General features: G+C 71.2%; 19 protein-coding genes. 13 read left to right on the top strand and 6 right to left on the bottom strand.

All coding sequences use genetic code 11. The features are described from left to right. Positions 1-58: 58 nt before the first annotated feature. Positions 59-979 carry a hypothetical protein gene (locus BR98_RS37555; protein ID WP_157537454.1) on the top strand — a complete coding sequence of 307 codons (921 nt, stop codon included), beginning with the start codon at positions 59-61 and terminating at the stop codon, positions 977-979. A gap of 9 nt (positions 980-988) precedes the next feature. After that, entirely contained in the window at positions 989-1,711 is a 723-nt protein-coding gene (locus BR98_RS07135) for an aminoacyl-tRNA hydrolase (protein WP_035841217.1), read from the top strand. A 187-nt stretch (positions 1,712-1,898) separates the two neighbouring features. On the opposite strand, the gene BR98_RS07130 is transcribed toward BR98_RS07135, so the two are convergent. Further along, positions 1,899-3,017 carry a fatty acid desaturase family protein gene (locus tag BR98_RS07130; RefSeq protein WP_035841215.1) on the bottom strand — a complete coding sequence of 373 codons (1,119 nt, stop codon included), beginning with the start codon at positions 3,015-3,017 and terminating at the stop codon, positions 1,899-1,901. Positions 3,018-3,024: 7 nt separating this feature from the next. Beyond that, entirely contained in the window at positions 3,025-4,083 is a 1,059-nt protein-coding gene (locus tag BR98_RS07125; protein ID WP_035841213.1) for a ferredoxin reductase, read from the bottom strand. Between the two features lie 87 nt (positions 4,084-4,170). Between BR98_RS07125 and BR98_RS07120 the strand changes: the two genes are divergently transcribed. Further along, positions 4,171-5,310, top strand: coding sequence for a PucR family transcriptional regulator (locus BR98_RS07120; RefSeq protein WP_035841210.1), 1,140 nt, complete (start codon positions 4,171-4,173; stop codon positions 5,308-5,310). A gap of 134 nt (positions 5,311-5,444) precedes the next feature. Here BR98_RS07120 and BR98_RS40925 read toward each other — a convergent pair whose 3' ends face one another. Then, positions 5,445-5,981, bottom strand: coding sequence for an MFS transporter (locus tag BR98_RS40925; RefSeq protein ID WP_232247263.1), 537 nt, complete (start codon positions 5,979-5,981; stop codon positions 5,445-5,447). A gap of 2 nt (positions 5,982-5,983) precedes the next feature. Then, complete coding sequence (locus tag BR98_RS40920; RefSeq protein ID WP_232247262.1) at positions 5,984-6,715, bottom strand: MFS transporter; 732 nt, start codon at positions 6,713-6,715, stop codon at positions 5,984-5,986. 101 nt (positions 6,716-6,816) lie between these two features. On the opposite strand from BR98_RS40920, the gene BR98_RS07110 reads away from it, so the two are divergent. After that, a complete protein-coding gene (locus BR98_RS07110; RefSeq protein WP_035841208.1) occupies positions 6,817-7,917 on the top strand; it encodes a DUF5937 family protein in 1,101 nt (366 codons plus the stop codon). 80 nt (positions 7,918-7,997) lie between these two features. Beyond that, positions 7,998-9,251, top strand: a complete 1,254-nt coding sequence (locus tag BR98_RS07105; RefSeq protein ID WP_035841205.1) for an alpha/beta hydrolase family protein — start codon at positions 7,998-8,000, stop codon at positions 9,249-9,251. A gap of 19 nt (positions 9,252-9,270) precedes the next feature. On the opposite strand, the gene BR98_RS07100 is transcribed toward BR98_RS07105, so the two are convergent. Beyond that, positions 9,271-9,732, bottom strand: a complete 462-nt coding sequence (locus BR98_RS07100; RefSeq protein WP_035841203.1) for a MarR family winged helix-turn-helix transcriptional regulator — start codon at positions 9,730-9,732, stop codon at positions 9,271-9,273. Between the two features lie 91 nt (positions 9,733-9,823). On the opposite strand from BR98_RS07100, the gene BR98_RS07095 reads away from it, so the two are divergent. Together BR98_RS07095 and BR98_RS07090 are read left to right on the top strand one after the other, a co-directional pair. Further along, the gene (locus BR98_RS07095; RefSeq protein ID WP_035841201.1) at positions 9,824-10,150 is read left to right on the top strand and encodes a rhodanese-like domain-containing protein; all 327 of its coding nucleotides are present in this window, start codon (positions 9,824-9,826) and stop codon (positions 10,148-10,150) included. A 59-nt stretch (positions 10,151-10,209) separates the two neighbouring features. Continuing rightward, a complete protein-coding gene (locus tag BR98_RS07090; RefSeq protein ID WP_035841199.1) occupies positions 10,210-10,785 on the top strand; it encodes a YceI family protein in 576 nt (191 codons plus the stop codon). A gap of 204 nt (positions 10,786-10,989) precedes the next feature. Here BR98_RS07090 and BR98_RS07085 read toward each other — a convergent pair whose 3' ends face one another. After that, positions 10,990-11,604: a TetR/AcrR family transcriptional regulator gene (locus BR98_RS07085; protein ID WP_051969390.1), complete on the bottom strand. Its 615-nt coding sequence runs from the start codon at positions 11,602-11,604 to the stop codon at positions 10,990-10,992. Positions 11,605-11,836: 232 nt separating this feature from the next. Between BR98_RS07085 and BR98_RS07080 the strand changes: the two genes are divergently transcribed. From BR98_RS07080 to BR98_RS07055, 6 genes are read left to right on the top strand one after another with little or no spacing between them, the layout of a single operon-like run. Further along, entirely contained in the window at positions 11,837-13,039 is a 1,203-nt protein-coding gene (locus BR98_RS07080) for a pyridoxal phosphate-dependent aminotransferase (protein WP_051969389.1), read from the top strand. Beyond that, positions 13,029-13,544, top strand: coding sequence for a DUF6190 family protein (locus BR98_RS07075; protein ID WP_035841196.1), 516 nt, complete (start codon positions 13,029-13,031; stop codon positions 13,542-13,544). Before BR98_RS07080 ends, BR98_RS07075 begins: the two co-directional genes overlap by 11 nt. A 17-nt stretch (positions 13,545-13,561) precedes the next feature. After that, a complete protein-coding gene (locus tag BR98_RS07070; RefSeq protein WP_035841194.1) occupies positions 13,562-14,398 on the top strand; it encodes a dihydrodipicolinate synthase family protein in 837 nt (278 codons plus the stop codon). Then, positions 14,395-15,255, top strand: coding sequence for an iron-containing redox enzyme family protein (locus BR98_RS07065; RefSeq protein WP_051969388.1), 861 nt, complete (start codon positions 14,395-14,397; stop codon positions 15,253-15,255). The genes BR98_RS07070 and BR98_RS07065 overlap by 4 nt, the downstream gene beginning before the upstream one ends. Beyond that, positions 15,252-15,743 carry a Rieske (2Fe-2S) protein gene (locus tag BR98_RS37550; RefSeq protein WP_083976078.1) on the top strand — a complete coding sequence of 164 codons (492 nt, stop codon included), beginning with the start codon at positions 15,252-15,254 and terminating at the stop codon, positions 15,741-15,743. Before BR98_RS07065 ends, BR98_RS37550 begins: the two co-directional genes overlap by 4 nt. Further along, positions 15,740-16,768 carry a methyltransferase domain-containing protein gene (locus BR98_RS07055; RefSeq protein ID WP_051969387.1) on the top strand — a complete coding sequence of 343 codons (1,029 nt, stop codon included), beginning with the start codon at positions 15,740-15,742 and terminating at the stop codon, positions 16,766-16,768. Before BR98_RS37550 ends, BR98_RS07055 begins: the two co-directional genes overlap by 4 nt. Positions 16,769-16,793: the final 25 nt, after the last annotated feature.

The raw sequence follows: 16,793 nt of genomic DNA, 5'->3' as shown, positions 1-16,793 counted from the left end.
GCCCGAAAACCTGGACCAGGGCGGTGAGCACCGCTGCGAAAAGCCGTACCGTTAGCGCATGGGCGAGCGTAGTGATCATCCGCAGGGGCCGGGCGCGACGGACAATCCGGGGGCGCTGGAGATCGAGGCGACCGTGGTCCTCGGGATCCGGGTCACCGACTGGCCCGCGTTGCGCGCCGCCGCCGTCGCCGCTGTCGAGGAGCTCGACTTCTCCGGGATCGACCCCGCCGCGCAACGCATGGAGCTGCTGCGCGAGGTGTCCGAGGACCCGCACGCCGCACTCGGCGCGCTGCTCCACCCGGACCGGCTGATCGGCGCGCTGCCGGGCATCGAGGCGCTCGGCGGCACCCTGGAGATCAGCACCACCGACGACTTCGCCCCCGACTTCGCCGAACTCTTCCCGCTGGACGGCGAGGACGGCGAGGCGGGCGACTGGACCCTCACCCCGCGCACCGCCTGCCTGCTGCACACCCAGCTGCTCGCGCTCGCCGACGCCGCCTACGACGACCTCGAGGAACACGGCGACGAACCGGTGATCGAGGGCGAGGACCAGGAGTGGGCGGTCTTCGCCCGGCTCCCCCGGACCAGCTGGCGGATGCACCGGGCCTGGCGCCGCGCGATGGCCCGCACCTTCGACGACCTGGCCGAGGACCTCGGACTCGGCGAGTGGCCGCTGCCGCGCTGCCCCGGCGAGGAACTGGCGCTGCGCTGCGCGCTCGCCGACGCCCGCTCACTGCTGAACACCCAGCCGCAGGCGGTGGCGGACCTGATGGGCGAGCTGCCCGCCGACCTGTACGACTACGACTGGGAGGGCTGCACCGACGAGCTGCTCGGGGTCTACGACATGGCCGGCCAGGACCCGGAGGAGGACGCCGCCGTCCGGCTGGAGAACCTGCTCGCCGCCACCCACCCCGAGGGCTGGTTCCTCAGCTACGAGGAGGCCGAGGAGCGCGACCCGGGCCGCGGCTACCGCAGGTAGCCTGGGCCGGTGACCTCAGCTACCACGCCCTTCGACGCCCCGAGCCCGGCCGACGACCCCAACGACCGCGATTCCCGGCCGCAGTACGTGCTGCCGCTGGTGGTCCAACTGGAGAAGGCCGACCCACCGGCCCGGACCGACGCACTGGAGACCTCGGCCCGCGCGGTGCTGACCCTGCTCGCCGACCCGCGCGCGACCGGCGAGGGCGAGTGGGCCGAGGCGGTGCTGGCCTGGGAGGACGCCCGGATCCGCAAGGTGGTCCGGCGGGCCCGCGGCGGCGAGTGGCGCAAGACGGGCGAACTGCCCGGCATCACGGTCACCGGCGAGCAGGCCCGGGTGCGGGTCTTCCCGCCGATCCCGCTGGACGGCTGGCCGAAGGAGCTGGCGAAGCTCCAGGTCTCCGGTACCGACCTCAGCGACCCGGACGACCTCGAACTGCCGGTCCCCGACCCGTCCGTCCCGGTGCTCTGGCTCAACCCCGAGCTCGAGATGAGCGCGGGCAAGACCATGGCCCAGACCGGTCACGCCGCCCAGCTCGCCTGGTGGCGGCTGGACGAGACCCAGCGCAAGGAGTGGGCCGGAACGGGCTTCGCGCTCGCCGTCCGCACCGCCGACCCCGCCCGCTGGGCCGCGCTGACGGCCAGTGGGCTCCCGCTGGTGCGCGACGCCGGGTTCACCGAGATCGCCCCCGGCTCCTGCACGGTGGTCGCCGACCACCCGGCGCTGCGCTGACGGCTCCTCGGGTGGCGGGCCCGAATCAGACGCTGGGCCCGAATCAGACGCTGGGCCCGAATCAGGCGGCGGGCCCGAATCAGACGCTGGGCCCGAACCGCCGCATGCCTCCGACGGCTCTTCGGGCCGTCGAGCGCGGCGAGGGCTCCCGTGCGGATGTCGTCACGCGGAGAACCAATACCGGGAATCAGGCCGCGACCAGCTCCTTCTCGCGGGCCGGTGTCTTGCCCTTGGGCTTCTTGTTCGGCAGCGAGAGCCGGAAGACCTTGCGCCACGCGGAGAGCACCTGCTTGGGCAGCGGCCCGGTGACGTACTCCAGCTCGTACTTTTCGAACAGCGCGCGCACCTTCACCGCGACTTCGGCGTACCGGTTGCTCGGCAGGTCCGGGAACAGGTGATGCTCGATCTGGTGAGACAGGTTGCCCGTCATGAAGTGCATGGCCCTGCTGCCGCTGATGTTCGCCGAGCCCATCATCTGGCGCAGGTACCACTGGCCGCGCGTCTCGCCGTTGACCGACTGGCGCTCGAAGACCTGTACGCCCTCGGGGAAGTGCCCGCACATGATCACCGAGTGGGACCAGATGTTGCGGACCAGGTTCGCGGTGAACGTGGCGGCGAGCGTGGTGAGGAACGACGGGCCCGACAGCAGCGGATGGATCACGTAGTCCTTGAGCACCTGCTTGCGGATCTTGCGGCCCACAGCCTTGGCCCGCGCGCGGAACTCCGGGTTCCTGCGGTGGCGCTTCTGCAGGTTCTTGCCGAGTTCGAGGTCGTACGCTGCGATGCCGTACTCGAAGAAGCAGGCGTTGACGAAGTTCCACAGCGGCTGACCGAGGTGGAGCGGGTGCCACTTCTGGTCCTCGTCGACGCGCATGATGCCGTAGCCGAGGTCGTTGTCCTTGCCGATCACGTTGGTGTACGTGTGGTGCAGCTCGTTGTGCGAGTGCTTCCACTGATCGGCCGGCGAGACGTGGTCCCACTCCCAGGTGGTGGAGTGGATCTTCGGGTCCCGCATCCAGTCCCACTGGCCGTGCAGGACGTTGTGGCCGATCTCCATGTTGTCCATGATCTTCGCCACGGACAGGCCGGCGGTGCCGAGCAGCCACGCGGGCGGGAAGATCGAGAACAGCAGCACGCCCCTGCTGGCCAGCTCGAGCTTGCGCTGCGCCGAGATGACCCTGCGGATGTAGGCGGCGTCCTTCTCGCCGCGGTCGGCGATCACCTCGTCGCGGATCACGTCCAGCTCGCGGCCGAGCTCCTCGATCTGCTCCGCAGTCAGGTGGGCGGTGGGGTCGATGGTGGTCAAGGCGCTTCTACCGTTCGATGTCGCAGGGGCCCGCCGCGGCGGACACGCAGGTCTGGATGAGGACGCCCGGCTCGGCCTCGGTGATCTCGCCGGTGCGCAGGTCGCGGACGGCGCCCGCCCTGAGCGGCGTGACGCAGCCGAAGCAGATGCCCATGCGGCACCCGGAGGGCATGAGCACGCCGGCTTCCTCGCCGATGTCCAGCAACGGCGTGGTGCCGTCCGCGTCGACGGTCTTGCCGGTGGCGCTGAACGTGACCTCGCCGCCGTCGTCGCCGGCGACGACGATGCGGGGGCGGAACCGTTCGGTGTGCAGGCGCTCTTGGACGCCGTGCTCGGTCCAGTGCTCCTCTGCGGCATCGAGCAGGCCCGCGGGCCCGCAGGCCCAGGTCTCGCGCTCGGCCCAGTCGGGCACGAGTTCGCCGAGACGGGCGATGTCGAGCCTGCCGTCCGTGGCGGTGTGCACCTCGGTGAGGCGCAGCTTCTTGTCCGCGACCAGGCCGTGCAGTTCGTCGCGGAAGATCACGTCTTGCGGCTGCGGCGCGCAGTGGACCATGACGACGTCGTCGAACTCGGTGTCGCGCAGCATGCCCATCACGGGCGTGATGCCGCTGCCGGCCGTCAGGTAGAGCACCTTGGCGGGCCGGGCCTGCGGCAGCACGAAGTCACCGGTCGGCTGGTCGAGCTGGATCAGCGTGCCCGGTGTCGCCCTGTGGACGAGGTGGTTGCTGACCTTGCCGTCCGGGATCGCCTTCGCGGTGATCGTGATGCGGCCGTCCTGGCGGTCTGTCGGTGAGGTGATGGAGTAGGCACGCCACAGGCGCCGCCCGTCGACGTCGACCCCGATCCGCACGTACTGACCGGCCGTGTGGCCGCGCCAGCCCCGTCCCGGCCTGATCACGACGGTCGCGGCGTCACCCGTCTCGGGGTGCACGGCCTCGATGCGCCCACGAAGGTCGGCGCCCGCACGCAGCGGGCTGACCAGGTCGAGGTAGTCCGACGGCAGCAGCGGCGTCGTGACCATCTCCAGCAGTTTCCACGCCCTGCTGCGGAGGGCTGCACTCGTCATGACTCCAGCTTGCTGCGCCTCGGGGCGTAAAGTCCTGACCATAGGACGTAAATCTGGTCGGCTGAATTGTTCGCAGGGAACAAGAACGTGAGCTATGCAATCCGGAGGGCCGGCGAGCTGGCCCTGGACGAGACGACGGTCACAGCACTTCGGGCCGCGCTGACGACCACCGCCGACGAGGTCGTCCAGGCGATCATCGACGAGGTTCCTTCCTACGCCAACGCCCTTTCGGGCCGCATGGGCGGCACCATCCGCCGAGCCGTCCGCACCGCCCTGGGGCACTACCTGGACCTCGCGAGCGGGAACGTCACCAGCGGTGACGCCGGCGACGCCGCATACGAGCTGGGCCGCGGCGAGGTGCGTGACGGCCGCTCGATGGACGCCCTGCTCAGCGCCTACCGCGTCGGCGCCCGCGTGGCCTGGCGGTGCCTGGCAGCGGGTGCCGTGCCCGCAGGTCTCCCCGCCGCCGAGGTCGCCAAGTTCGCCGAGCTGACCTTCGCCTACATCGACGAGCTCTCCGCCGCGAGCGCCGCGGGCCATGCCGACGAACTGGCCGCCCGGGGGAGGGCCCGCGAGCGCCACCTGGAACACCTGGCCCGCGACCTCCTCGCCGACGCGGGCCCGGACGTGCTGCTGGCCGCTGCTCAACGAGCCGGGTGGCAGCCTCCGGTTTCGCTGACCGCGGTCCTGCTGCCCGCCGCCCAGGCCCGGCCTGCCTACCGGGTGCTCGACCCGGGCACTCTCGTCCTCGACGATCTGCCGGACGCCACCGGTGTGCTGCTCGTCCCCGATGCCGACCGACCACACCTCTTGCGGCAGCTGACCGACCGCACCGCCGTGGTCGGCCCGGCCCGGCCATGGACTCGTGCGTCCGCCTCCTACGCGCGAGCCGTGCGCGCGCGCTCCCTCTCCTGCGACATTCGCGACACCGAGGACCACCTGCCCGAGCTGGTGCTGAGCGCCGACATGGACGCGTTCGCAGACCTGCGTGCCCGAGCCCTCGCGCCGTTGCGGACCTTGCCTGTCGCGACCGCACGGCGGTTGGAGGAGACGTTGCGGGCGTGGCTGCTGCACCAGGGCAGGCGGGACGAGGTGGCGGCGGCGTTGTTCGTCCATCCTCAGACAGTCCGGTACCGGATGTCGCAGCTGCGGGAGCTGTTTCCGGATCTCGCCTCGCCACACCGGGTCCTCGAACTGACCCTGGCGGTGGGTCTGCGGGGCAGCTGACGCGTACTTCGACCGTCCACGACTGTGTCTGGCCGCCTCGCCCGAGCGGTACGCAAGCACTCTGGTCGCCGACCACCCGGCGCTGCGCTGACGGCTCCTCGGGCGGCGGGCCCGGACCAGACGGTCGGCCCGGATCAGACGCTGGGCCCGAACCGCCGCACGGTGGCCGCGCCCAGCGCGGTGCAGGCGGCCAGCACGCCCCACAGCAGGCCGGGCCCGATCGCCAGCATCGCCGTCAGGGCGGCCGGCGCGGCGGCCCGGCCCAGGCCGTTGGAGAGCTCCCAGCGGGAGAGCGCGTGGCCGAGCCGGTCCGGCGGGGCGGCCGCCACCACCAGGGCGGTGCCGGCGCCGGAGTAGAGGATCTCGCCGGCCGTGTAGAGCACCGCGACGCCGCACAGTGCGCCCGCACCGGCCTGGCCGCCCAGCGAGCCCGCCGCCCAGAAACCCAGGTACGACAGGGCCAGCACCAGGCCACCCGCCGTCAGCACCGAGCGCCGGGAGCGCCGCGCCAGCCAGAGCACCACCGCCAGCTGGGTGGCGATCACCAGCACGGTGTTGCCCACGAAGATCCCCGAGGACCAGGCGGGCGACACGTGCAGCCGGGTGACCAGCAGCGCGGGCAGCGCCACCTCCAGCACGTCGAAGCAGAACGCGAAGGGCAGGTTGGCCACGCTCAGCACGGTGCTCCGACCACCGGCGGAGCCCGGCACCGACCCCGCCCCGCCCCCGACCCCGCGCCCGACCCCGCGCCCGACCCCGAGCGGGTCCGCCGGGCTACCGGCCCCACCACGTGCATCGACCAGACCAGCCCCGCCGCCAGCACGCAGGCCGCCGCGGTGACCACCGCCAGCGCCCGCAGGGTGCCCGCCCCGCCGGCCACCGCCACGGTGGCGATCAAAGCGCCGGCCCCGAGCCCGGCATTGCGCACCGTGCGCCCGGCCGCCAGCGCCGCGTCCCGGGCCCGGCCGTCGGCCAGCGCGGCCACCGTCGCGGCATGCGCCGTCGGCCAGTTCTGACTGCCCAACCCCAGCAGCACCGCGGCCAACGTGAAGCCCACCGGCCCGTGCGCCGCGAGCAGCACCAGCACCCCGGCGGCCCGGGCCAGCAGGGTGGCCGCCACCGGCAGGCTGCGGGCGCCCCGGTCGATCCAACGGCCCGTCAGCGGAATCGCCGCCCATCCGGCCAGCAGCCCCAGCGAGAGCGCCAACCCGGCCCGTCCGGCGCTCAGGCCGAGCACGCTCACCCCGTACAGCAGCAGGAACGGCCGCAGCAGCCCGGCGCCGAGCGCGTCCACCAGCAGCGCCAGCGCGTAGCGTCCGCCACCGACGAGTCCACCACCGACGAGTCGACGACCGAGGAACTTCGGCAGCCTGGCTGCCCGAGGGATCTCCTGAATCAGCGTCATGCCAGCGACGGTGGGGCACCGGGCGGCGCGCGGGCACGCGGATTGACGACTCCCGTCAACCCGTGCCGAGCCGGCCCGACGCCCCTGGCAGGATCGGCCCCGTGAGCCTCACCATCGACGTCACCGGGCTGCCCGACGAGCGGCTGCTCTTCGCCCCGTCCCCACTCGCCGAGCTGGTCGCCGTGCTGCACCTGCTCGCCGAGCCCGGGCACCACCCGACGCGGCACAGCTGGGCCACCGCCACGGCGGGGGCGCTCAAGCCCGAGCTGGCCGACCGGCTGGACGAGGCGGACTTCCTCTGGCGCCACTCCCGCGCCGACTTCCTGCTGCCGGCCCGCCCTGGCGCCACCTTCGCCGAGGAGCTGGACGCCGTCGACCGGCTGGACGACGAGCGGTACGTCGCGGCCGCGCTGATCACCACCTGCGGCTCCGCCCGGCTCAGCTACCGGCCGGCCGCCTCACCGCTGACCGACGGGCCCGCCCGGGAGCGGGCCCGGGAGCTGGCGCTGGCCCGGGGCCCGCGGCAGGCCGCCTTCACCGAACGGCTGCTGGCCGACCCGCCGGCCGTCCGGGCCCTGGTCCGGCGGCTGTTGGAGGACTGCGAGCAGGCGTTCTTCGCCGAGACCTGGCGTCAGATCGTGCCCACGCTGGCCGCCGACGCCCGACAGAAGGCCGACCTGCTGGCCCGGCACGGGGCCGGCCAGGCGCTGGCGGCGATCTCATCGGCCGTCACGCTGGAGCTGGACGGGAGCGGCGGCCGCCGGATCGTGGTGGACAAGCTGCAGGACAACGCGGTGAGCGCCACCCGCGCCGGCGGCGCCACTTTCATCCCCACCGTCTTCGGCCGCCCGCACCTGGTGGTGGTGCACGCCCGTGGCTGGCGTCCGGTGGTGCAGTACCCCGTCGCCGAGGCCGGACTGGCCGAGCCGGTCTCGCTGGCGCTGATCCAGCAACGGCTGGAGGCACTGGCCCATCCCGTTCGACTGCGGCTGGCCCGCACCATCGCCCGCGGCCCGTCCACCACCGGTGAGCTGGCCGCCGCCTGGAACCTCACCGCCCCCGAGGTCTCCCGCCACCTGGCCGTGCTGCGCAAGGCCGGCCTGCTGACCACCCGCCGGCGCGGCCGCTACGTGCTCTACGCGCTCGACCTGTCCACCAGCGCCCGGCTGGGGGCCGACCTGGTGGAGGCGGTGCTGCGCTGAGCGGGGGTGGGGTAAACCGAACCCGCGACTCTCGTGCTGGCACGATCGTTTCGCTGACGCGACGTCAGCACACTGGTGCCATGACGATCCGTAAGCGCATCCTTCCCACGGCCGCCGCGGTGCTGGCAGCCGCACTGCTCGGCAGCGCCGCCACCCCGGCCTTCGCCGCGCCCGCCGGTCCGGTGACGGCCCAGCGGGCGCACCTCACACTCCCGGACCCCACCGGCCGGTACCCGCTCGGCACGGTCTCGCTGCACCTGGTCGACGGCTCCCGTGCCGACCCCTGGGTGAGTACCGTGCCGCACCGCGAGTTGATGGTCAGTGTGGTCTACCCCGCCGTGCACACCCAGCGGTATCCGCTCGCCCCGCAGTTCACCCCGGGGGAGGCCGCCGCCTTCGACGCGTACACCGGGTTGCGGAACTACTCGGTCCCGGTCGGCACGGTCGACTGGGCCGCCACCCGCACCCACGCCCACCAGGGCGCCCCGGCCGACACCCGGCGCGGCCCGTTCCCGGTGCTGCTCTACTCGCCGGGCGGCGGTGATCCGCGCAACTGGGACACCACCCTGGTGGAGGACTTGGCGAGTCGGGGCTATGTGGTGGTGACCATCGACCACACCTACGAGTCGCCCGGCGTCCAGTTCCCCGACGGCTCGGTGCGCACCGGGGTGCTGACCGACGAGGTGATCGGGCAGGCCGTCCAGAACGGCACCCTGAAGGAGCTGCTGCAGAAGGTGTTGGACACCCGGGTCGCCGACACCCGCTTCGTGCTGGACCAGCTCCGCACACCGGGGACGCTGCCGTCGGGGCTGGCCCAGGCGGCCGACACCGGCACCATCGGCATGTTCGGCCACTCCGCAGGTGGCTTCACCGCCGCCGAGGCGATGCACGACGACGACCGGATCAAGGCCGGCGTCAACATGGACGGCCCGCTCGGCAACAACCAGTTGGAGAGCGGTACCGACCTCGCCCCGGTCGCCGCGGACGGGCTGGACCGCCCACTGCTGCTGATCGGCAGCCAGACCAACACCCACCACACCGTGGCCGCGTGGAGCGCCTTCTGGGACCGCACCCAGGGGTGGACGCGGGACCTCAACCTGCCCACCGCCAAGCACGGCGCACTGACCGACGCCGAGAGCCTCCTGCCGCAGATCGCCCGTCAGACCCCGCTGCCGGACGGCTTCCTCGCCGAGCACCTGGGCACCGCTGAGCCGTGCGCCACCATCGCCCTGGAACGCGGCTATCTGGCCGGGTTCTTCGACCAGCAGCTCAAGCACCAGGACTCCGGGCTCTTCGACCGCCCGGCGCCGCCTCCGGCGAACTTCGTCGAGTAGGCGGCGCCGGGTACGGGCGTCAGCGACCCCAGCGGACCTCGGGCTGGTGACCGTGGGCGACCTTGAGCAGGGCCTTGGCCACGACCTCGGTCTCGTCCTCGGTGAGGAAGGAGGAGAAGTGCTGCCGGATGCCGCGGACATAGACGGGCGCGGTCTCGCGGAAGGCCTGCTCACCGGCTGCGGTGATGCTCGCCCAGACCACACGCTTGTCGTTGGCGTCGGGGGACTTCTGGACCAGATCCTGCTTGGCCATCTCGTCCACCAGGCGGCTCACCCGGGTACGACTGAGCACCACACGGTCGGAGAGCTCCTGCATGCGCAGGCCGCCCGGGCCGGCGGCGCGTAGCTCGAGCAGCACGTCGTACCAGGTCAGCGGGATCGAGCCGCCTCGCTGGACGTCGGCCTCAATGGCCCGTAGGGCCGCGCTGTGCGCGAGCAGCATGGCTCGCCACGCTTCAAGTCCTTCATCACCTTTGCTCACGGGGAAGAGTCTATCGGGACTTGCGTGCGGGCGCACACACATTTTAGAGTGTGTGCACCCGCACAGATTCGTTCCGAGGGAGATCACCCGCATGGCTACCACCATCGAGCGCGACGAGGTCCAGAAGAAGATCCAGGACGGTGCCACCGTGCTGGAGGCGCTGCCGGCCTCCTACTTCGAGGACAAGCACATCCCCGGTGCGCTCAACCTGCCGCTGGACGACCTGGACAAGATCGCCGCCGAGCGGCTCACCGACAAGGACGCCGAGATCGTCGTCTACTGCTCCAACACCGCGTGCAGCAACTCCGGTGTCGCGGCCGACCGGCTGATCGAGCTCGGCTACACCAAGGTCTACAAGTACGCCGCCGGCAAGGAGGACTGGGTCGAGGCCGGCCTGGCGACCGAGACCGGCGCCTGAGTCCACTGGCGCTCGAGCCCGGATTCCGAGTCCGCCTTCTGACGAGGAGAAGTACCCACATGACCATCGAGAACGCGCCCACCCGCACGCTCGGCGGCGTCGAGCTGCCGGCGGCGGGGGAGTGGAAGCTGGACCCCGGCCACGCCGAGGTCGGCTTCGTCGGCCGCCACTTCATGCTGACCAAGGTCCGCGGCCGCTTCCGCGGCGTGGACGCCACCATCGTGATCGGCGAGGTCCCGGCCGAGAGCAGCGTCACCGCCGTGATCGACATCACCAGTCTGGAGACCGGTGACCAGGCGCGTGACGAGCACCTGAAGTCGGCGGACTTCTTCGAGGCCGAGAAGTACCCGCAGGCCGTCTTCAGCTCGACCTCGGTCAGCTGGGAGGGCACCGGCGGGACGGCCGTCGGGGATCTGACGATCAAGGACGTGACCCACCCGGTCACGCTGAACATCGACTACCTCGGCTACGCCCGGGACCCGTGGGAGAACGACCGGATCGTCTTCTCGGCCCGCGGCAAGCTCAACCGCGAGGACTGGGGCCTGACCTGGAACATGCTGCTGGAGTCCGGTGGCCTGCTGGTCTCCAAGGAGATCGAGCTGGTGCTGGAGCTCGAGGCGGTCCGGCAGGCCTGACCCCGCAGGCTCGGGGCGTCGGTCATGACTGTGTGGGGTGGCCCGTCGTTGGACGGACCACCCCACACGTCTACGAGCACGTCTGCACGTCTGCAAGCACCCGTGCGCGCCTGCGGTTACGTCCGCACGCCTGCCAGCACCCGTACACGCCTGCGGTTACGTCCGCACGCCTGCCAGCACCCGTACACGCCTGCGAGCGCGTGTTCAACTGGCGATGACGCCCCGCACCAACAGTGCTACCGAGGAGCGGATCCGTTCCGGCGTCACCTCGGCCGAGCGCAGCGCGTGGTGCAGCTCGCCGGCCACCGGGGCCAGCAGCAGATGGGCCGTCACCTCGGTGTCCAGCCCGGGACAGGACTCCGCGAGCAGCATCGACAGGTGCTGGCGCCACAGCTGGTAGGAGCCCACCCGATACCGCGCGCCGGGTGCCGCGGTCTCCGAGAGGCGAATCAACTCGAGGTTGCGTTCCAGCAGTTCGAGATAGGCGTCGAAGAACGCGATGATCCGGGTGGCCGCGTCGGCCCCCGGGCCGAGCGGCGGCGGTCCGAACAGGATGCGTTCCTGCAGCGCCCGGTCCTCGGCGTCCAGCAGGGCGGCCGCCAGCCCCGCCTTGCTGCCGAAGCGGCGAAAGAGCGTGCCCTTGCCGACTCCTGCCGCGGTCGCGATCGCGTCCAGCGAGACCGCGCCCACGCCCTGCTCGGCGAACAGACGCGCGGCCACCACCAGAATGCGGCCGCGATTGCGCGCGGCATCGGACCGCTCCCGTGGCGGACGGGGCCCGAGGTCGACGGGCACGCTGCTGGTTCGTGCCGGATTCATGCCGGTCATCCTAGGTGACGTTGTCCATCGGCCGACCTGACGGATCCGCAGTTGTACGCGCTTGTCCGGCTCGAACGCGTCTGCCTATATTTCCGCAGGACCGGACCATGGTCCGTTTCTCCTCACCACCTCTCTCCTCTGCTCCACCCTCACCTTCGCGTTCCATGCAGCCCACCCGCCCACCCGCGGGTGCCACGTTCACCCGTCCACCCACGGGTGACAGGAGGCCCCTATGAACCCGAACCAGAGCCAGACCGCGATCGATTCGGCCGTCGACCCGGCCGTCGATCTGCTCGATCTGACCCAGCACGAGATCGAGGCGCTGCGCACCAGGTACAACCTGGCCGACGCGCACACCCACCAGCAGCAGTCGCCGCGTCAGCGCGAGATCGTGGCCTCGTTGCCGAAGCTGTGGTACCAGGCCGAGGAGGGCCTGCAGGCCCACTACGAGCAGCGGTTCACCGAGGCGTTCTTCCGCCTGCACCGCCAGCCCACGGCGCTCGCCCGCAACAAGACCATGCTCTCCTACGCCGCCTCGATCTCCACGATGGTGGCCGGCATGTTCCTCAAGCAGCGCCGGATGGCCGTGACGCTGATCGAGCCCTGTTTCGACAACCTGCACGACGTGCTGGCCAACCTCGGCGTGGCCGCCTACCCGCTGGACGAGTCCGCGCTGCACGACCCGGACCGGATCTACAGCGAGCTCAAGCGCCGGGTCCGCACCGACGCGCTCTTCCTGGTCGACCCCAACAACCCCACCGGCTTCAGCCTGCTGCAGTTCGGGCGGCGCGGCTTCGAGGAGGTGGTCCGCTTCTGCAAGGACCACCACAAGGTCCTGGTGATCGACTTCTGCTTCGCCTCCTTCACGCTGTTCGACTCCGAGGCCACCCGCTTCGACGTCTACGAGCTGCTGGAGAGCTCGGGGGTGACCTACCTGGCGATCGAGGACACCGGGAAGACCTGGCCGGTGCAGGACGCCAAGTGCGCGATGATCACCTCCAGCGACGACATCCGCGAGGCCGTGTACAACCTGCACACCAGCGTGCTGCTCAACGTCTCGCCGTTCACCCTGAACATGCTGGCGCACTACCTGGAGGACGCCCGGCACGAGCAACTCGCATCGGTACGCGATGTGTTGAACCGCAACCGGGACCAGGTACGGAAGACCCTGGACGGCACCATCCTGCAGTACCAGGAGCCGGCCGTGAAGGTGAGCGTGGCCTGGGCCAAGGTCAACCACCCGCTGCTGACCGCCACCGACCTGCAGCGCCTGCTCTACGTCGAGGGCGTCTACGTGCTGCCCGGCCGGTACTTCTACTGGAGCGAGCCGAGCCGCGGCGACGCCTACATCCGCTTCGCGCTGGCCCGCGACCCCGAGATGTTCGCCGAGGCGATGGACATCACCCGTCAGGTGCTGGACCGCAATGTCGCCTGAACCGGCGGCAGTCGAGTTCGTCGACGCGACGCTCTTCCTCGGCATGAACAGTGCCGAGGAGAGCGTCCGGGTGGCCTGCAAGGCCTTCTTCGTCGCCCGGCTGGCCGGGCGGGTGACGATGAGCCTGGAGCAGGTCGGCCGCTGCGACGACCTGGTCTGGCAGTTCTCGCGCGAAGTGCAGGACGCCTACTACCCGTTCATGGACTTCCTGCACACCGTGATGGCGATCGACCGGACCGGCTACACCGAGGACGACCTGCGCCACGCTCCCGACAGCGCGAAGTACGGCGAGCTGGCAACCCACGAGCGGCTGGCCCTGGGCATGGTGATCAACCGCGGCGGGGTGCTGCGTACGGTGAGCTCCCGCCTCCTCGGACGACCCGAACTGCCGGCCCAGGCCGTTCAACCAACCCCGGAGCCGGCTGCCGAGCCGAGCTTCCCCCAACCGCTGGAGCGGCTCTACCAGCAGTCGCTGGCCCTGCGCCTGGCTCCCACGGCGTTGTGACTGGAGAGGAGTAGGACATGATCCGTGGAGTGACCGCCGCCCTGGTGACGCCGCTGACCCCCGGCGGTGCGGTGGCCGAGCAGGACGTCGCCCGGCTGGTCGGCTCGGTGCGCGAGCACGTCCGCGCGCTGCTGGCGAACCTGAGCACCGGCGAGGGCTGGGCCCTGACGGACAGTCAGTGGCTGGCCATGCTGGCCGCCACCCTCCGGCACGCCGACGGAGTGCCGGTGCTGGCCGGAATCCAGCGGGCGACCACCCGCCAGGTCCTCGATCTGGCCCTCGAGGCCCGGGAGTTGGGTGCGGCGGCGGTTGTCGCCACCACCCCCTACGGGCCGCAGGTCAGCCAGCAGGCCGCCTACCGGCACTTCGAGATCCTGAGTGCCGAGGCCGGCCTGCCGGTGATCGTCTACAACGAGAGCGCGCTCTCCAACAACACCACCGAACTGTCCACCCTGCTACGGATCTGCCGGCTGCCCAATGTGGTCGGGGTCAAGGAGTCCTCCGACGACCCGGCTGCGATCCGCCGACTGATCGAGGCGGCTCCCGGTGTCCCGGTCTGCCAGGGCATGGAGCGACTGCTGCTCGACTCGGGCCCGGTGGACGGCTATGTGGTCGCCCTGGCCAATGTCGAACCCGCCTTCTGCGCCCGGCTGTTCGACGCCCCACCGGCGGCCAGGCAGGCCATGGCGGCCGAACTGGCGGCGCACTGCGACCGGTACGAGCTGGACCGCGACGACTGGTACCGGCCGTTGAAGACGGCGCTGGCCGGCCGGGGCGTGCTCAGCACCGAGTACACGGTGGCCGATCTGACCTGTGCGGAGCTCACCGCCGCCGACGGCGGTGAGGCACCGTGACGGTGGTCGAGCCGGAGCCGCAGACGGGGACGGTGACCGAGCGGCCGATGCGACGGCTCTTCCTGCTCAACCGCGAACTGCCCAGCGTGGCCGGGCTGACCGCGATCCTCGAGCTGGAACGGCAGTGGATCGTGCCCAAGATCTGCCAACTCGCCCAGGCCATCGGTCCTGAGGTGACCAGCAGGGCCCAGTGGCTGGCCGCGCTGGACGGCCTGTTGGCCGCCGAGCGGCCGGGCACGCCGGCCGGCGAGTACCTGGCCGAACAGGCCGACCGCGAACAGTTCGCCGCCGTGGTACGGGAGTTCGCACTGGACGGGCTGACCGAGGCGCAGAACTTCTTCCCCGCCGTGCCCCGGCTGCCGATCCGCGCGCAGATGGCGGTGATGCGGGTGCTGATCGACGAGTTCGGCTGCGGCAACCTTCGGCAGACCCACTCGCAGCTCTACCTCGACCTGCTGGCCGAACTCGGCCTGCCGCAGGAGCTGGAGAGCTTCCTGGACACCACCTCCGAGGAGACCTTCGGCTTCCTCAACGTCTTCTACTGGCTCACCCAGCGGGCGCCGGCGGTGGAGTACTTCCTCGGTGCGCTGGCCTACCTCGAGGCCAGCATTCCGGACGCCTTCACCGTGCAGGCCCGGGCCTGCGAGCGGCTCGGGCTGGCGCACGGGCGGTACTACACCGAGCACCTGCACATCGACACCTTCCACCGGGAGGAGATGCAGGTGGCGATCCGCGAGCTGGAGGCGGCGCGCGGGTTGGACGCGGGCAAGCTGTGGGTGGGGGCGCTGCTCCTGTCCGAGCTGCTCGGCACCGCCTTCGAGGCGGCGGTCGAGCGGGCCCGGCGGGTGAAGGTATGACTGAGCGCTTGCTCAGCGAGTCCCCCGAGGTGACTGAGCGCTCGCTCAGCGAGTCCCCCGAGGTGACTGAGCGCTTGCTCGGGGAGTCCGCCGAGGTGGCTGAGCGCTTGCTCGGTGAGCCTGCTGAGGTGACTGAGCGCTTGCTCAGCGACCCCGCCGAAGTGACTGAGCGCTCGCTCAGAGAGCCCGCCCAGCTGACTGAGCGCTTGCTCAGCGACCCCGCCGGCGATCCCGTCCTCACCGAGCTGGACGGCGGCGAGCGCCTGCGGGTGCGGGTCGCCGGCCGGGAGTTCGTGATCGACGCCGCCTGCCCGCATCGCAAGGGCCGCCTGGTGCACGGCTACGTCAACGCCCGCACCCTGCGGATCACCTGCCCGCTGCACCGCACCACCTTCGACCTCGCCACCGGTTGCCCGGTGGCGGGGCCCACCACCGATCCGCTGACCGTGCATCAGACAACCGTGCATCAGAGTGGAGGCGCCCAGTGAGCTACCAGGTGGAGCAGGTCTGGCTGCCCGCTTCCGAGCGGCTGCTGCAGTGGGACGACAGCTTTCACGATCTGATGCTCGGCGACCGGCTGCGGATGACCGCCTACCAGGCCGCCATCACCGAGGCGGTCCGCCCGGGCGACACCGTACTGGACCTGGGCACCGGCACCGGGATCCTGGCTCGTTGGGCACTGGAGGCCGGCGCCGCCCGGGTCTACGGGATCGACCTCAACAAGTCGGTCCTCGACCAGGCCGCCGAGAACCTGGCGGCGGCCGGCTTCGGTGACCGCTTCGTCCCGTTGCACGGGCTCTCCTTCGACCTGGAGCTGCCCGAGCGGGTGGACCTGGTGGTCTCCGAGATCCTCGGCAACCTCGCGGACAACGAGAACGCACCGGTGATCCTGGACGACGCCCGCAGCCGGTTCCTCAAGCCGGGCGGGATGATGCTGCCGCGACAGGTGGAGAGCTACCTGGTCCCGGTGGCCGCTGAGCAAGCGCTCAGTCAGTTGGCCGGTGGCGAGGTGCAGGACGCCGGAGACAAGCGGGAGTTCGCCCGACTGCTCGACCGGCGCGGCGCACGCGGACCCTTCGACCTCTACTACGACACGATCCTGCCGCTCTCCGGCTACCTGGCCGCGCCCCGGCTGCTGCGCCGGTTCGAGTTCGACAGCCCGCTCGAATCACCCGACTACCAGGTTGAGTTGGCGTTCACGGCGCAGCGCGACGGCCGATTCACCGGTTTCAAGGGGTACTTCGCGGCCGCGCTCTCGGCGACCGTGGCCCTGGACATCTCCGGCGACCAGGTCGGCGAGACCACCTCGGACAGTTGGAAGCACTGCTACCTGCCGGTGGCCGAACCGGTGACGGTTCATCAGGGCGACCGGATCGTGCTCAGTTTCGCCCGGGTCACCGAGCCGGACGGCGACCGGACCTTCCGCCAGGGCTACCGCTGGAGCGGCCGGGTGATCTCCAGCCCGCGCTCCGGCACTCGCACCCTCACCCGCTTCGACCACCGCACCGCCTGACACTGCTCGGCCTGACACAGAACCG

The organism is Kitasatospora azatica KCTC 9699 (assembly GCF_000744785.1).
Taxonomy (GTDB): Bacteria; Actinomycetota; Actinomycetes; order Streptomycetales; family Streptomycetaceae; genus Kitasatospora; species Kitasatospora azatica.
The sequence above is the reverse complement of the archived record's forward strand: the minus strand, read 5'-3'. Positions and strand labels throughout refer to the sequence as shown.

What these genes read in the sequence shown, in the direction of transcription:
- BR98_RS37555 (WP_157537454.1), top strand. Translation starts at nt 59, where the DNA reads ATGGGCGAGCGTAGTGATCATCCGCAGGGGCCGGGCGCGACGGACAAT.
- BR98_RS07125 (WP_035841213.1), bottom strand. Translation starts at nt 4,083, where the DNA reads ATGACGAGTGCAGCCCTCCGCAGCAGGGCGTGGAAACTGCTGGAGATG.
- BR98_RS40920 (WP_232247262.1), bottom strand. Translation starts at nt 6,715, where the DNA reads ATGACGCTGATTCAGGAGATCCCTCGGGCAGCCAGGCTGCCGAAGTTC.
- BR98_RS07105 (WP_035841205.1), top strand. Translation starts at nt 7,998, where the DNA reads ATGACGATCCGTAAGCGCATCCTTCCCACGGCCGCCGCGGTGCTGGCA.
- BR98_RS07095 (WP_035841201.1), top strand. Translation starts at nt 9,824, where the DNA reads ATGGCTACCACCATCGAGCGCGACGAGGTCCAGAAGAAGATCCAGGAC.
- BR98_RS07090 (WP_035841199.1), top strand. Translation starts at nt 10,210, where the DNA reads ATGACCATCGAGAACGCGCCCACCCGCACGCTCGGCGGCGTCGAGCTG.
- BR98_RS07085 (WP_051969390.1), bottom strand. Translation starts at nt 11,604, where the DNA reads ATGAATCCGGCACGAACCAGCAGCGTGCCCGTCGACCTCGGGCCCCGT.
- BR98_RS07080 (WP_051969389.1), top strand. Translation starts at nt 11,837, where the DNA reads ATGAACCCGAACCAGAGCCAGACCGCGATCGATTCGGCCGTCGACCCG.
- BR98_RS07075 (WP_035841196.1), top strand. Translation starts at nt 13,029, where the DNA reads ATGTCGCCTGAACCGGCGGCAGTCGAGTTCGTCGACGCGACGCTCTTC.
- BR98_RS07070 (WP_035841194.1), top strand. Translation starts at nt 13,562, where the DNA reads ATGATCCGTGGAGTGACCGCCGCCCTGGTGACGCCGCTGACCCCCGGC.
- BR98_RS37550 (WP_083976078.1), top strand. Translation starts at nt 15,252, where the DNA reads ATGACTGAGCGCTTGCTCAGCGAGTCCCCCGAGGTGACTGAGCGCTCG.